Source organism: Nitrospira sp. (assembly GCA_005116745.1).
In the GTDB taxonomy this organism is placed as follows: domain Bacteria; phylum Nitrospirota; class Nitrospiria; order Nitrospirales; family Nitrospiraceae; genus Nitrospira_D.
On record SWDS01000001.1, the window covers coordinates 20,747 to 34,334 of the forward strand.

Consider the following 13,588-nt stretch of genomic DNA (forward strand, 5'->3'; position numbering starts at 1 on the left):
ACAATACTCTTTTTTTTAGAAAATGAGAACTGGCTAAGACCAGCGTTCAATGGTTGGAATAAATTGACAGACCGTGCGTGCCTTTGCGACACTCGCCTCGTGAACGATGTGAATGCACAGGACGTAGCCCACGCGCTAGAGATTTTGGAGCTGACCCTCCCGGTCACGTCCGACACCCTTGATCGCGCCAAGCGTGTGCAGTTGTACAATTGGAATCCGACACGCTACTCCAACCTGACGAATAATCCCACTCAATACATGCAGGCTTACAAGAAGGCCGAAGAAATGACCAAACTGGTCGAGGCCTCTCACGCCCTGCTCTCGGCCTTGCTCGTCCCTGACGAGACTGAACCGTAATCGTCAACCACAGAGCTCGCACCCCTCGCCAACCGTCTCTCGTCATGCCTCAATCGTGGAGAAGGATGTACCTCCGTCAGATTGACCGCTGACGGTTTTCACCTCAGCCGGCATCATGACTCGTCACACGCGACATCCCTTCATCGCCCTGCGAAAGCGCCACTGGCCACGTGATCAAACCCGATACACCCTCTGGCGATCCGACCGGCTGCGCTTGCTGCGCGTAGATTTGGGGCAACTGGTTCGTCCCGAACTTCGAGATATAGAGGAAGACATGCTCGCGCGAGTTCACGCGCACAGCCCAAGGATGGAAATCATGCTTGTAGAATTCTTCGCAGAGCTGCATCGCATCAAGACATGACAGCGTGCTGGGATCATTCAAGGTGTAGTAATAATCCAGCGGGAGATCGTACTCCTCCTGCTTATGAATCGTCATGCCAAATTGTTCCGGCTTCCGCACCATCGGCGTATGGCGATAGGCCACGAAGTAGAACAGTTCCAGCGAGTGAATCACCGGCTGGTTGTTGAGGACAAACTGGCGGGTTTCCATCGCCTCGTCGAATGTTTCGCTTGGGAACCCATAGAACGCCATCACATGGTTCCAGATTCCCGCCTTCGCTGCCATCTGGAGATTACGCTGGATCACGTCCTTCTTGGCATGTTTATCCATGAGAGTTAAGACCCGCTCGTTCGCCGATTCCATCCCATAATAGAGCGTACAACAGCCAGCCTTGGCCGCCAGATCCCAGGTGGCCTGATCTTGCAGGGTCTCCTCAAATCGAATGAGCGTCGTCCATTTAATCCCGACATCTTGATCGACCAGCAACTGTGAAACCTTCTTGAATAATGCCGGCGGATAGGACTCATCGCTGAACAAGAAGTGCCGACAGTGGTACTTGTCCCGCAGCGCCTTGATCTGATCGATCACGAATTGAGCCGGCATCCCTCGATATTGGTCGAAGTAGCCTTGACCATGGTCGCAGAAGGTACAACGTCCCCAATAACAGCCGCGCGTGGCCAGATAGGGAATAATCAGTTCCGGAACGAAGTAGCGATCCAGCGGCATCCCGTCAAAATCCGGCAAGGGCAGCGTGGTCGTCTTCTCGGTATAAACCTCCGAGTTCCGGTGAAGGCCTGACTCATCTCGGTAGATTAAGTTGGGTACAGCGGCAATCGGTCGCTGGCCATTCAGCGCTTCAATAAGCCATAGCAGAGCATGTTCACCTTCATAGAGAATGGCCGAATCGAATACCTCCGTGAAGAATCTCTCGTGATGCACGAGGTCTTCGTGCAGTCGAGTGATAACATTGCCGCCCACCACGAGATGGATCTGCGGGAACGTTTCCTTGATCATCTTGGCAAAGGTCAAGCCGGCCAGCAACTGCATCTGTGTCCCAATGGAAATGCCGACCACGTCAGGTTGTTCCTTCGCGACCTGCGGCAGAACCAACTGATTGGACAGATCTCGATAGACGTTCACCTGCTCATCCTCCAAACAGGCGAACACTTCGTTCGAGACGCCGGGGCGATAGCCGAGATTGCTTTCCATCGGATAGAAGACGAGCGAGGCAGGATAGTAGGCAGCAGAGAGATAGGCCATCGTCTCACGGAACGTGTTCAGCGCCCCTTCCAACAGCTCCGCATCGTAGAACCGCTCACCACGGACGATCCGCTTCGCATCCTCCGCTCGTTCCGCCAGATCGAACACATCACGTGCATAGGCCTGCTCGACCACCGCAAGTTGATTCACCTCTCGTTCAGTCAGTGCGTTGGCCTTCTCTTTCGCTTGCAATGACTTGAGTTGCATCCCAAGCCTAGCCTTCACCCAAATCAGAAAATCCATACTGAAAAAGTGATCCCACATCCCGATATTGATATCGCGCTGGATCACCGTATGACCCGCTTCTCGTAGGACCGCAGTCAGCGAAGGCAGGGCAAGATAAGGCGCCGTCGGTACCCACTCAGGAGGGAAGAGCAACATGACCTTGGATCTCTTCCGATCTTCCTTCTTGATCGGAACCAAACCGTCGATTTGAACAAGTCCGGTGGCACTCATAAATGTCTGCCAATCCTGCATCTCAGGATGTTCAAAAAGGTCTTCCGGCAAGACCGCAGCAAGTGAGAAGGCGAGGCGTACTCCCCACCGTACGTTGAGCCCTTGAACGATGCGAGAACGAAGCTGGAAGCCTTTTTCAACATCCTGATCACATCTTCCCAGCTAGCGTCGGTGTCACTCCGGTCGCTTTAGCCTTTTGATATTGCAGATCCTGGAGCTTTCCTAAACCAAATTTTGAAATGTAGAGAAAGATGTATTCCCGGATGTACAGGCGTAGATCCCAGCCGGGATTATGGTTTCGCTCGAACTGCTCGAATACACGCTCCGCCTCCTCAATACTCATCCCATGTTTCACCGTGTAGTAGTAATCGAGGGCCAGATCCCATTCGGGATTCTTATAGGCGGTCACCCCCCATTTCTCCGGATGCTTGGCGACCGGGTTGTGCCGACCCAGGTCAAAGGTGCCGAAGCCCAGGGAATGCACATGGTCCTTGTTTGCCTCAAGAAATTGCACCGATTGCCAGGCCTCTTCCTTCGTCTCGCCTGGAAAACCGAAGAAGCCCATACAGTGGTTCCAAATGCCCGCATCGGCCGTGAGCTGCAGATGCTTCGTCATGATCTCAGTCGTAGTCGCCTTATCCATCAGCTGCAGCACTCGCTCGACGCCAGACTCATAACCGAAGTGGAGATACTTGCACCCCGACTCCTTCGCACCCTGCCATACCGTCTGATCCAGCAAACTCTTTTCAAACCGCATGTGAGTGGTCCAGGTGATGTTCATCTGGCTCTCGATCAACCCGCGCGTGAGCTTACGAAATAACGCCGGCGGGTAAGATTCGTCGGTAAAGTGGAAGTGCTTGGTGCCATATTTATCGCGCAGAAACTGAATATCCGCGAGCGCATCCTGTATCTTCTTCGACCGGTAACCGGCCGTATAGCCCTCGCCATGGTCACAGAATTCGCACCGGCCCCAATAGCAGCCGCGCGTGGCGAGATAGGGCAGAATCCTCGTCGGCACGAAATACTTCTCCAGCGGCAAGCCATCAAAGTCCGGCGGCGGCAGCGCTGCGAGATCCTCCGCATAACTGGTCGATGACGTATGGACCCCGGTCTCGTCTTTGTAGATGGCGTTCGGCACCTCAGCCAGACTCCGCTTCGCTCCCACCGCCGAGACCAGTTGCACAAACGCCGTCTCCCCTTCATAGACCACCGCACTGTCGAAGTACTGGAACAGCGGCGACTGGGGCAACACATCTCGCAAGCGCGTCACCGTATTGCCGCCGATGGTGATGTGGATGTGGGGGAAGTGCTGCTTGATAAGGGCACAGAAAGTCATCGTCGAGAACATCTGTTGCTGCAGGACAATCGAGATACCGATGACATCTGGTTTCTCTGCCTCGATCGCCGGCTTCACCAGATGGTCGAACACATCACGGTAGATATTCACCTGTGTATCGTTCACCGCATCGATCACTTCAGAGGAGACATAGACCTTGTACGAGAGATCCGTCTCCATAGGCGGCATGCAGATTCTCGCCGGGGAATAGACCATCGAGATCACCGACATCACTTCACGAAAGACTTGAAGTGACCATTCTAACTTATCGATATCATAGAACTGTTCACTTCGTATAATCCGCTTCGCCTCTTCAGCATTCTGGATCAACTTCGCCATCCGCTGATGGGTCACGTCGCAGAGCGCCAGCTGCAGATCCATCTCGTTGACATCGAGATCCCGCTTCTTCGAGAGCTTCCGCAGCCGATCAAGTTGCTGTGGCACCCGGCGAAGAACCTTCTTCAAAAAGTCCTCGCTGAAATACCAGTCCCACATCTCACAGTTGATGTCTTTTTGAATCACCGTATGGCCGGCCTGACGGAGGACGGCAGTGAGAGAAGGAAGGCTTAGGTAGGGTTCCGAGGGAAACCAATCGGGCGGGAAGATCAGCATGACCTTCATCTTCCGGCCACTGGTGGCTTCGAACTGTTGGCGATTCAATAGGATGAGTTCTTTAGAGGCCCGCTCACCTTTAGAATACTCGATCTTCATCCCGGCCTGATCTTTCCCTCACACTGGCAAAAAGTGACTGCAAAGCCAATGGGTTAGGCTTGAAGGAAGATATTGTACGGGGGCTGAAGAAGCAGATGCAAGAGAGAGGGGGATAACGGGGCGCTCAGGTACTTTCCTGTGCTCGCTGAGTGCGTACGCAAGAATCCACTGGATTGAAAGACAATGGGCGGTGTTCCCTCAATGCGCGCAGTCTGGAAACCACCTGGCCGCCCCTATACATTGAGGGAATAGAAACGAACTCGGTCAACGCGTTTGGCTTATGGCCGCCAGAGTGAGACGGTCCGGTGAAACCGACGCTTCGGACTCACGCTCGACAGCTCGCTCATATATCTGATATATAGAACATATATATTACTTGAGAGGTCCCATATGCCTCAGGCCAATGTGCAAGTCCCTGTGTTGATGAGCCCGGCTCAGAAACGCCGCCTGGCCCGCAAGGCCAAAGCCGCGAACCTCACCATGGGGGAATTGCTTCGTCAGGGGGGAGAACGATTTTCTCCGGCAGAAGATAACGCTGCCCTGGATCAATTCGCCAAACAGGTCACGCGGGCTACTCAACGAGCCATCCAGTCGATCGATCGAACCTTGGCATTGGTTGCACAATCGGAAACTCGCATCCAAGCCCTGACGAACTCACACCGAAAGCATGGATGATGGGCCTCACTGAACGAGTCTGGGACGCATTTGCCAGAACGATTCGATTAGTCGACAAAGTCGAACAACTCACCGCCACTGTCGCCAAACAACAACACCACATCGAAGACCTGACCGGCCGTGTCATACGGCTTGAAACTGCGCTTGAGCTTGCTCTTGGAGCGAAACGTCCCAAGAAATTGTCCAGGCCATCCTCTTAGCCGGCGCGATTGATTCAGAATCGCTCGAACACCAGATTTCAGGGTGGACAGATCGGCTAGAAGAACTGACTCGTGCTTGCGAACTGCTCTGAGATGCCATGTTCAGCGGGAAGAATTATGGCAGCGATCTGGCCTCTCCCTCGACCGCTATTTTTCCACTTCGCCATGGCGGCTAGAGCCGATCGGTGAGAACAGCTGATAGGAATACAAGAAACAAGATCTGACCCCGATTCCTGCATGCCTAAGGTGCTCTTGATGTTGCGCAGATCGAGCTCGACATGCCATCGGCTTTGAAACAGAGTCTTCAAGGCAGACTTGTGCGTGGTCTTGGGGCACAGCAGCGTCGTCACCAGGATTTTGCCGCCGGTGCGCAGCTCCCGTACCATCAGCGTACTGGGTGCCTGATCATAGTCCGCTTGACACATCCAGTCCGGTTTGTGAATTGGTTTCTGGAGCACAATCAGATGATCGCGTGAGCCTAACCGCTGTCCGCACCGAAAGTCGGTCCGGCGCGCCCCGTATTGCTCAAAGACCCCATCAATGCCCAATTCACGCAAGGTGCACAGCAGAAAATACGTGGCGTAAAAGGCATCGCCCACGAGCAGATCTCCATACTCCAATGTATGGAGTATCGACCGGAGGAGGGTCTGCTCATCGCCTCCTTTCCCCTGATAGCGACCGATGGCGGCATTGAGCACTGCCCCACTCTCGAGACACACCAAGCCGACGATCCGGCACAAGGGAAACCCCAGCCCGGGCTTCTGACTCCGTGGTTGAGGATAGGCCGCCTGATTAGCTGGTGTGTCCGGCATGACCACGGTCGTGCCATCCACCAGCCGGACCGGACGCCCTCGCCACCGCCAGGGCGCCGGAGCCTGTGCCGTGAGCCGTCGCCCGGTCTGTCGCACCAGAGTGGTGAGCATCTCCGTCGGTACGCGTTGTCGTGCTCGACAATAGGCCCCCGTATGCGTACTGCACCGCGGCAGGCCTCGGGTCATGCGTTTAACGGCGGTGTCGTTGACGACGTTCTGACAGGACCGATCTGCACTGAGCGTTTGCGCAAGAAACATCGACAGGGTCTCGGTTGGGGAGAAGACCCGTTTCCGATGGGGCGGCACGAGTGACTCGACCTCACCCAACAACTCAGGGCGAGTCAACAGGGTGAAGAATGTCTCCGCATGACTGCGGTGAATACGCTGGCGAAGGCGTCGTTGTTGCTGCGCACGTGGGTGATGCTTCGGATACATTCAGACTCGCTCCTCCGGTGAAAAATCGATAGGTGTTTAGCCCCCTACCGTATCACTGGAATCGGCCTTTTGCGCGTCACCTCACCGCTGGAGCTGTTAAGTAAGTGCCATTCCACTCTGACCCCTATTGCGCACTCAGTTGCTGCGGACAGCGCTGCACGCCAACGCAGAACCGGAGCGTTCGGCACACTAGAGGAAAAGAACTATGAGCATCATTCATGTCAACCAGATAAAGAACCATGTCGTGCGCCTCTTCGACGGCAAGATTGATATGACTGACGCCGGACGGCCAGGCGCAGACTACGACAATCAGTTTTTGACGAGATCTCTTGCCGCCTATACCATTCACTACCTTTCTGGCGCAGAGCCGACTAGCTGTGCGCAGGCTATAACTGATGGCGGCGATGACAATGGGATTGATGCCATCTTCTATCACGAGCCAGAAAAGCGTCTCTATATTGTTCAGTCGAAGTGGATACACGATGGTAGCGGAGAGCCATCAAATGGGGACATGAAGAAGTTCATCGCTGGTGTTACCGATCTTTTTAATATGCGCTTTGAACGCTTCAATAAGAAGGTGAACGCGGTCAAAGCAACATTGCTTCAGGTTCTCAATGATCCGCAGTCTACCTACAGTGTTGTTGTTGCATACACCGGACTCAATACGCTTGCAGAACCCTCACGGCGCGATCTTGATGACCTCATAAAAGAGATGAACGATGCTAGTGAGATGCTAACAGTCACTACGCTCAATCAATCCGGATTGCATGCATCACTGACCGCTCGTCTTGCGGGTGAGCCAATCAACGTTGACTTCGGACTCAAGTCTTGGGGAAAGATCGATACACCGCATATCGCCTTCTACGGCCAGGTGGCTGCCTCGATTATCGCAGAGTGGTGGAGCAAATTCGGGGATCGTCTCTTTGCGCGGAATCTTCGAAGCCTTCTGGGCGACACCGACGTTAACAACGAGATGCGACAAACGCTTGAGGAGTCGCCGGAACGCTTTTGGTACTTCAATAACGGCATCACAATCATCGCAGGAAAGATCACGAAAACAATGGCTGGTGGAGGCGGGACGGACTTCGGAATGTTTCACTGTGAGGACATCAGTGTCGTCAATGGCGCCCAGACAGTCAGCACGATAGGTCGCCATGCGGTAAAAGCGTCCGAGAAGGTTGCACGCGCATTTATTCCTTTGCGGGTAATATCTCTTGAAAAAGCAAATGCCGCTCTTGGCACTGCGATCACGAAAACAAATAATAGACAAAACCGCATAGATAATCGAGATTTCGTAACGCTTGACCCAGCGCAGTCGCGTTTGCGCGCAGAGCTGGGTGTTGAGGGAATTATGTACAACGTGACTCGCTCAGATTCCGTTGTGCGAAATGACAAGTCGTGTGACCTTGTCGAAGCAACCACAGCACTAGCCTGTGCATCCGGCAAACCTGGGCTGTTTGTACAGCTGAAACGCGAAGTGGGTAAACTGTGGGAGGATATTACTCGCGCTCCGTACAAGGAGTTGTTCAATGCATCAACTAACAGTCTGTTTCTCTGGCGAGTAGTGCAGACTCAACGTTTGATTGATAGCAGCATATACAAAATGTCCACGCTCGACACTCTTGCAGGGCGAGATCTTGGATTGGCAACCCATGGCAACAGAATGATAGCCGCGATGGTATTCCGCGCGCTTCCCCTGGCACGATTTGGAGATCCTGCATTTGACCTCGCAGCCTCTATCACAGATGAGCAGTTTCTCGCATCTGTCCGCAGTGCATATGGGAAACTGAAAACCGAGCTGGACAGCAGTTACCCCAACGCAATCGTCCCGACATTGTTTAAGAACTTGACCAAGTGCAGCGATCTGTTCGCGAAAACCATAATAAGCTTGCCGACATCGTAGTTTCTGGGGATCACCTTCATGAAGTACGTGGATGAATTTCGTGATCGTGCCGTGGCAGAGGCTTTGGCGGAGAGGATCAAGAAGACGATATGCCAGCCTTGGACGATCATGGAGGTGTGCGGGGGGCAGACCCATGCGATCGTGCGGTTCGGTCTCGATAGCCTGTTGCCGAAAGATCTGACGTTGGTCCACGGACCAGGCTGTCCGGTCTGTGTGACGTCGGTGTCGTTGATCGACCAGGCGGTCTGTCTCGCATCCTTGCCTCGGGTGATCTTCTGCTCGTTCGGCGACATGTTGCGCGTTCCCGGCTCCCAGGGTGACTTGTTCGGCGTGAAGGCGGCAGGCGGGGATGTGCGGATCATCTATTCGCCGTTGGATGCGCTCGAACTGGCTCGCAAGAATCCTGATCGAGAAGTCATTTGTTTCGCGGTGGGATTTGAAACCACTGCCCCAGCCTGGGCCATGGCAGCCTCGCAGGCGAAGCAGTCAGGGGTCACCAACTTCAGCCTGCTGATCGCCCATGTGCTGGTGCCTCCGGCAATGGAAGCGATCCTGTCGTCGCCGAAAAATCGCATCCAGGGTTTTCTTGCTGCTGGCCATGTCTGTACCGTGATGGGCTATGAGGAGTACGAGGCCATTGCCCAGCGATATCGAGTACCGATCGTCGTGACCGGGTTTGAGCCGCTCGATGTGCTCGAAGGCGTGGCGATGCTGGTGAGTCAGTTAGAGGAAGGGCGAGTTGAAGTCGAAAATCAGTACGTGCGATCCGTCAGCCGGGAGGGGAACCTACCAGCGAGGACCATCGTCGACGAAGTCTTTGAACCGGTGTCGCGCTCCTGGCGTGGCATTGGCGAAATTCAAGCAAGCGGCTTGCGCCTCAAGCCGGTCTACGGTGCCTACGACGCCGAAGTAAAGTTTCAACGTGAACTGGCGCAGCTTTCAGTAGGCATTGAAGATCCGGAATGCCAGAGCGGGCTGGTTCTCCAGGGATTGCTCAAGCCGATGGACTGTCCGGCCTTCGGGGTTCGTTGCACGCCGGAACAGCCGTTAGGTGCGCCGATGGTGTCGAGTGAGGGAGCCTGTGCCGCCTATTATCGGTATCGCTCCCATGCCACTAGTAAGGTCTAGACGGAAAGAGCGAGCAAATGACTCTGCATGACAACAAACCATTTGAACCGGCTTGCCCACTGCCGATCTCGGCAAAGAACACCGTGCAGCTTGCACATGGTGGCGGCGGTCGCCTCATGCAGGAGTTGATTCAAGACGTCTTCGTGCGGGCCTTTCATAATCCTATGCTGGCGCCACTCCACGACGGCGCAACGTGGCCCGTCGAGAAAGGCACGCTTGCCTTCACCACGGATTCCTATGTGGTGCGTCCGCTGTTTTTCCCTGGGGGTGACATCGGGAGTTTGGCGGTCAATGGCACGATCAATGATCTGGCCATGTGTGGCGCCAAGCCGCTGTATCTGAGCGCGGGATTCATCCTTGAAGAGGGCCTCAGTATGGACGTGCTCCAGCGAGTCGTGAACTCCATGGCCGAGGCGGCGCGAGCGGCAGGTGTGCCGATCGTGACAGGCGACACGAAGGTGGTGGATCGCGGCAAGGGCGACGAGATCTTCATTAATACAGCGGGGGTTGGTTTTGTCCCAGCCGGCGTCCGCGTGTTGCCGACGTTGATCCAACCGGGCGATGCCATTCTCGTGAGCGGTGACCTCGGTTCTCACGGTGTGGCGGTGCTCAGTGTGCGGGAAGGACTCACGTTCGAGGGCGACATCAAAAGCGATTCAGCACCGTTGCATCACATCGTGGCGGACTTACTCGAGAGCGGCATCGATATCCATTGTCTGCGCGATCTCACTCGTGGTGGGCTGGCTAGCGTGTTGAACGAACTGGCCGTTGCAGCAAAGGTCGGGATGACGGTGGAAGAACCTGTCATTCCGGTGAGCGAACCGGTGCGTGGAGCCTGCGAGCTGTTGGGGCTCGATCCACTCTATGTGGCGAACGAGGGACGCTTCGTCGCGATCGTACCGGCTCTACAAGCCGAAGCCGCGCTCGCTGTGATGCGCCGGCACAAGGCAGCCAGCTTGGCGGCTCACATCGGGACGGTGACAGATCGCAATCCTCCGATGGTTATCTTACAGACTGTTATTGGCACGCATCGTGTTCTGGATCTATTGTCGGGCGAGCAACTGCCTCGCATCTGTTAGCACCGTCCGAAGTCTCCCACCTTCACTGAAAAGTGCTTAGCGAAATGTAGCATTCTGCGACAGTGATCGGTTGACCTTCCGCAGAGTTTTTCCCGACACTAAATGAGGGGCCGCACTGGAGACGGTGCGACGTCCTGTCCTTTCAACACCTTCAGCTTTGGCAGAGAGGGCTGTACGGTTAGCTCTGATGGCACAATGATTGCGCGGTGGGAATGTTAGAGGTGATCAGCTTGAGGTGGAGGAATATGTCACTGATATCCAGGGTGTTGTTGCTCTTGATGACTTTGTCGTGTGTGAACTCGGCCTATGCTGCTTCGGAGCAGATGAAAGGAAGTCCGCAGACGCTGCGTGAACACTACGATCTCCAAGAAGGCAAACGCCTCTACGAGCAGTATTGCCGGTTCTGCCATGGTGAACAGGGGAAAGGGAAAGCCTTTGATGTGACTCCGCCACCGGCCGATCTCACCAGTCCCGCCGTTCAGCAGAAGTCAGATTTCGAGCTCACACAGATTATTCACGGGGGTGAGCAGGGCACCGCGATGGGGGCCTGGAAATGGGCGTTGTCTGACAAAGATAAGCAGAATGTCCTGCAGTACATCCGATCGTTGGCTCGCTGATGACCAGCTGAGATGTGATTGCCATTACCCATTACAATGTGAATGTCGTCGCTCATGGGATGGAGAGGCGGGGCTGACAAGATTCGTGTTCCGACATATGAGCCTCGCATGCCCACTTGTTGAGAGGATTCCGTGTAGTACAATCATCCCAGGCCCTCAGCTCACAGTTTCAGTATGGAAACGTCTAACACTGATGATCGACACGTCCAGCCGTAGATGTGAAGTGAGAAAGAGTCATGGCAATCAGGCGATTGCTTTGAGCTGCAGAGGTCTGCTGCTGTGCTGCATCGTCGTATTGGTATGTTCCGGCTGCGCCTCACCTGTATTGATCGAGATGGATTCCTATGACCCGTCACACAATCAGATGGAGATCGCCAACTACTATCGCAATCAAGCTGTTGCGATGCGCGAGAAGGCCGACGCGCAAGCGACGGCTGCTGTACGGTATGAAGCCCTTTTTGGACCAGAGGCTGACTTAGTCTCCGGTGCCAAGTCATTGGCGCACTATTATGAGCAGACGGCACAAGAATTAGAACGAGTGGCTCAAGCCCATGAGGCTCTTGCTCGGAACAAGCAAACGCCTGCGGCTGTTCGGTAAGTGATGAGATTGGCTGAAACGTACACGATAAGAAAGAGGAGGGGGCTATGAAACAGTCTTCGATCATTCGTCTGCTTCTTGTTCTGATCCCGCTACTAATGACCCTTCAGAGTTGCAGTAGTACGGTGTATCCAGGAAGTCGCGGGCTACGGTGGTCTCCCCTTAGCAGTGGATTAGCGAAAGAACCGCTCAAGGAAGGAATCTACTGGCGGGCGCCGTGGAATGACGTTTTGGTCTACGACACGCGATGGAAAAGCTTCCGGGAAAAAGTCGATGCCTTGACTGCAGATGATCTGCCAGTCACGGTCTACGCGACCATCACGATGCGCCCAGCACCCGATGAAATCTACTTTCTGGCGCAGGAAGTCGGGCCTGAGTGGTACAAGCAACTCGTGCACCCCCAACTCTTGTCGGCTGTCCGTGGGGTCGTCGCCAACTATTCGATGGTGACACTTCCGGAGCGCAGCAGCGAAATCGGCAATAAGATCGAAGCCGTCGTCGTCGAAACACTGAAAGGTCGCCATTTGGATGTCTACAACGTGGCGCTTTCCGAAATGGAATTCTCCCAGATGGTCTTGCGGGCCATCGAACAAAAGCAGGCCAAGGAGCAGGAGAAGGAGCAGAAGGACTTCGAGGTGGTCATTGCCCAGCGCAATGCGGAGATTGCCAGGATTCAGGCCAAGGGCGAGGGTGATTCCTTGAAGATTCGGGCGGAAGGCGAATCCGACAGCATGAAGATCCGCGCCGTGGGGCAGGCGCAGGCGCAGGAAGTCATCACCAAAACGCTGACGCCGGATTATTTGAAGTTCAAGCTCTATGAAAACCCTAATTCCAAGACCATCATCGTACCCGAAAAGCTCAATGTTCCACTGATTCTGAGTCCTGGCGCCGATCACCCGCGATAGGAGTCGTCATGAGACTGGCGCAGTATTTCGAGCATGCCTATGACTCGAAAACGCTCACGGTGCGACACATCATGGAGGGGGCGGTCTGTACGGTGAGTCCTGAAACCAGGGGGATCGTGATTGCCGAGATCATGGCCGAGCGGAATTTTGGGGCGGTGCCCGTCGTGGAACGCGATTCAACCCTCGTCGGTCTGGTGTCTGAATTCGACCTGCTACGAGCCATTGACGAGGGAAAAGATCTTCGCCATATCATGGCCGAAGACATGATGACGAGACATGTCGTGACGGTGACCGAAGACATGCTGGTGCAGGATTTTATCAAGCTCCTTCAACAGCAACACCTTATCCGAACTCCGGTTGTGAAGGGGAACATGTTGGTCGGGATCGCCACGAGACGGGATGCGGTGTTCGCCTATGTGAAGGCGATGGCCCCATACTGGAGCCCGAGGAAGGGTGGAGATATGTAATGCTGAAGTGTGCTACGCACACGCTCGGCTGTGGTAGGACTCTCCGAGCGTTGTGGTACTATCGCAAACGTAAGAGAGTCGGTTAAGACGACCGCAACGCAAGGTATAGGACCCGCTCACTATCTCCGCAGCCTGTAACCCTCCCTGCCATCTTCGCCGATCGAGCACAAACGTCACGTTCAGGTTCACATAATACAAGGTGACCTTGATCTTCCCGATTGTGACATGACCCAAGCGGACTTGATGTCGTGCACCATCTTGGATGCGTTGGCTATTGTTTCCCTTCCGAGTTTGAGCCACCCGTTGTGT

The 13,588-nt window shown here is 54.7% G+C and carries 12 protein-coding genes and 1 pseudogene; 10 read left to right on the top strand and 3 right to left on the bottom strand.

The genetic code is table 11. The features are described 5' to 3' along the window. Nucleotides 1–108: 108 nt before the first annotated feature. Complete coding sequence (locus E8D52_00130) at nt 109–357, top strand: hypothetical protein (GenBank protein TKB70913.1); 249 nt, start codon at nt 109–111, stop codon at nt 355–357. A 103-nt stretch (nt 358–460) separates the two neighbouring features. On the opposite strand, the gene E8D52_00135 is transcribed toward E8D52_00130, so the two are convergent. Together E8D52_00135 and E8D52_00140 are read right to left on the bottom strand one after the other, a co-directional pair. Next, nucleotides 461–2,413 carry a radical SAM protein gene (locus tag E8D52_00135; GenBank protein ID TKB70546.1) on the bottom strand — a complete coding sequence of 651 codons (1,953 nt, stop codon included), beginning with the start codon at nt 2,411–2,413 and terminating at the stop codon, nt 461–463. Between the two features lie 148 nt (nt 2,414–2,561). Further along, nucleotides 2,562–4,460, bottom strand: coding sequence for a radical SAM protein (locus E8D52_00140; protein TKB70547.1), 1,899 nt, complete (start codon nt 4,458–4,460; stop codon nt 2,562–2,564). A 390-nt stretch (nt 4,461–4,850) separates the two neighbouring features. Here E8D52_00140 and E8D52_00145 point away from each other — a divergent pair, with 390 nt between their 5' ends. Then, nucleotides 4,851–5,135 carry a hypothetical protein gene (locus E8D52_00145; protein TKB70548.1) on the top strand — a complete coding sequence of 95 codons (285 nt, stop codon included), beginning with the start codon at nt 4,851–4,853 and terminating at the stop codon, nt 5,133–5,135. Further along, nucleotides 5,135–5,335, top strand: coding sequence for a hypothetical protein (locus E8D52_00150; GenBank protein ID TKB70914.1), 201 nt, complete (start codon nt 5,135–5,137; stop codon nt 5,333–5,335). The genes E8D52_00145 and E8D52_00150 overlap by 1 nt, the downstream gene beginning before the upstream one ends. Before the next feature lie 239 nt (nt 5,336–5,574). On the opposite strand, the pseudogene E8D52_00155 reads toward E8D52_00150, so the two are convergent. Then, nucleotides 5,575–6,504 (bottom strand): annotated as a pseudogene (locus tag E8D52_00155) (IS4 family transposase). 283 nt (nt 6,505–6,787) lie between these two features. On the opposite strand from E8D52_00155, the gene E8D52_00160 reads away from it, so the two are divergent. The 7 genes from E8D52_00160 (at nt 6,788) to E8D52_00190 (ending at nt 13,279) form a co-directional block, all read left to right on the top strand. After that, nucleotides 6,788–8,485: a hypothetical protein gene (locus E8D52_00160; protein ID TKB70549.1), complete on the top strand. Its 1,698-nt coding sequence runs from the start codon at nt 6,788–6,790 to the stop codon at nt 8,483–8,485. Nucleotides 8,486–8,503: 18 nt separating this feature from the next. After that, entirely contained in the window at nt 8,504–9,613 is a 1,110-nt protein-coding gene (hypD, locus tag E8D52_00165; GenBank protein TKB70550.1) for a hydrogenase formation protein HypD, read from the top strand. Nucleotides 9,614–9,630: 17 nt separating this feature from the next. Next, nucleotides 9,631–10,692, top strand: a complete 1,062-nt coding sequence (gene hypE / locus E8D52_00170) for a hydrogenase expression/formation protein HypE (protein TKB70551.1) — start codon at nt 9,631–9,633, stop codon at nt 10,690–10,692. 206 nt (nt 10,693–10,898) lie between these two features. Then, nucleotides 10,899–11,309, top strand: a complete 411-nt coding sequence (locus E8D52_00175) for a cytochrome c (GenBank protein TKB70552.1) — start codon at nt 10,899–10,901, stop codon at nt 11,307–11,309. 334 nt (nt 11,310–11,643) lie between these two features. Next, nucleotides 11,644–11,907, top strand: coding sequence for a hypothetical protein (locus E8D52_00180; protein TKB70553.1), 264 nt, complete (start codon nt 11,644–11,646; stop codon nt 11,905–11,907). A gap of 47 nt (nt 11,908–11,954) precedes the next feature. After that, nucleotides 11,955–12,812 carry a prohibitin family protein gene (locus E8D52_00185; GenBank protein ID TKB70554.1) on the top strand — a complete coding sequence of 286 codons (858 nt, stop codon included), beginning with the start codon at nt 11,955–11,957 and terminating at the stop codon, nt 12,810–12,812. A gap of 8 nt (nt 12,813–12,820) precedes the next feature. Beyond that, the gene (locus tag E8D52_00190; protein TKB70555.1) at nt 12,821–13,279 is read left to right on the top strand and encodes a CBS domain-containing protein; all 459 of its coding nucleotides are present in this window, start codon (nt 12,821–12,823) and stop codon (nt 13,277–13,279) included. The last annotated feature ends 309 nt before the right edge of the window (nt 13,280–13,588 follow it).

Bases quoted from the DNA above. Each gene is read 5' to 3' on its own strand.
- E8D52_00160 (TKB70549.1), top strand. From the start codon at position 6,788: ATGAGCATCATTCATGTCAACCAGATAAAGAACCATGTCGTGCGCCTC.
- hypD (TKB70550.1), top strand. From the start codon at position 8,504: ATGAAGTACGTGGATGAATTTCGTGATCGTGCCGTGGCAGAGGCTTTG.
- E8D52_00140 (TKB70547.1), bottom strand. From the start codon at position 4,460: ATGAAGATCGAGTATTCTAAAGGTGAGCGGGCCTCTAAAGAACTCATC.
- E8D52_00180 (TKB70553.1), top strand. From the start codon at position 11,644: ATGGATTCCTATGACCCGTCACACAATCAGATGGAGATCGCCAACTAC.
- E8D52_00190 (TKB70555.1), top strand. From the start codon at position 12,821: ATGAGACTGGCGCAGTATTTCGAGCATGCCTATGACTCGAAAACGCTC.
- E8D52_00145 (TKB70548.1), top strand. From the start codon at position 4,851: ATGCCTCAGGCCAATGTGCAAGTCCCTGTGTTGATGAGCCCGGCTCAG.
- E8D52_00185 (TKB70554.1), top strand. From the start codon at position 11,955: ATGAAACAGTCTTCGATCATTCGTCTGCTTCTTGTTCTGATCCCGCTA.
- hypE (TKB70551.1), top strand. From the start codon at position 9,631: ATGACTCTGCATGACAACAAACCATTTGAACCGGCTTGCCCACTGCCG.
- E8D52_00135 (TKB70546.1), bottom strand. From the start codon at position 2,413: ATGAGTGCCACCGGACTTGTTCAAATCGACGGTTTGGTTCCGATCAAG.
- E8D52_00150 (TKB70914.1), top strand. From the start codon at position 5,135: ATGGGCCTCACTGAACGAGTCTGGGACGCATTTGCCAGAACGATTCGA.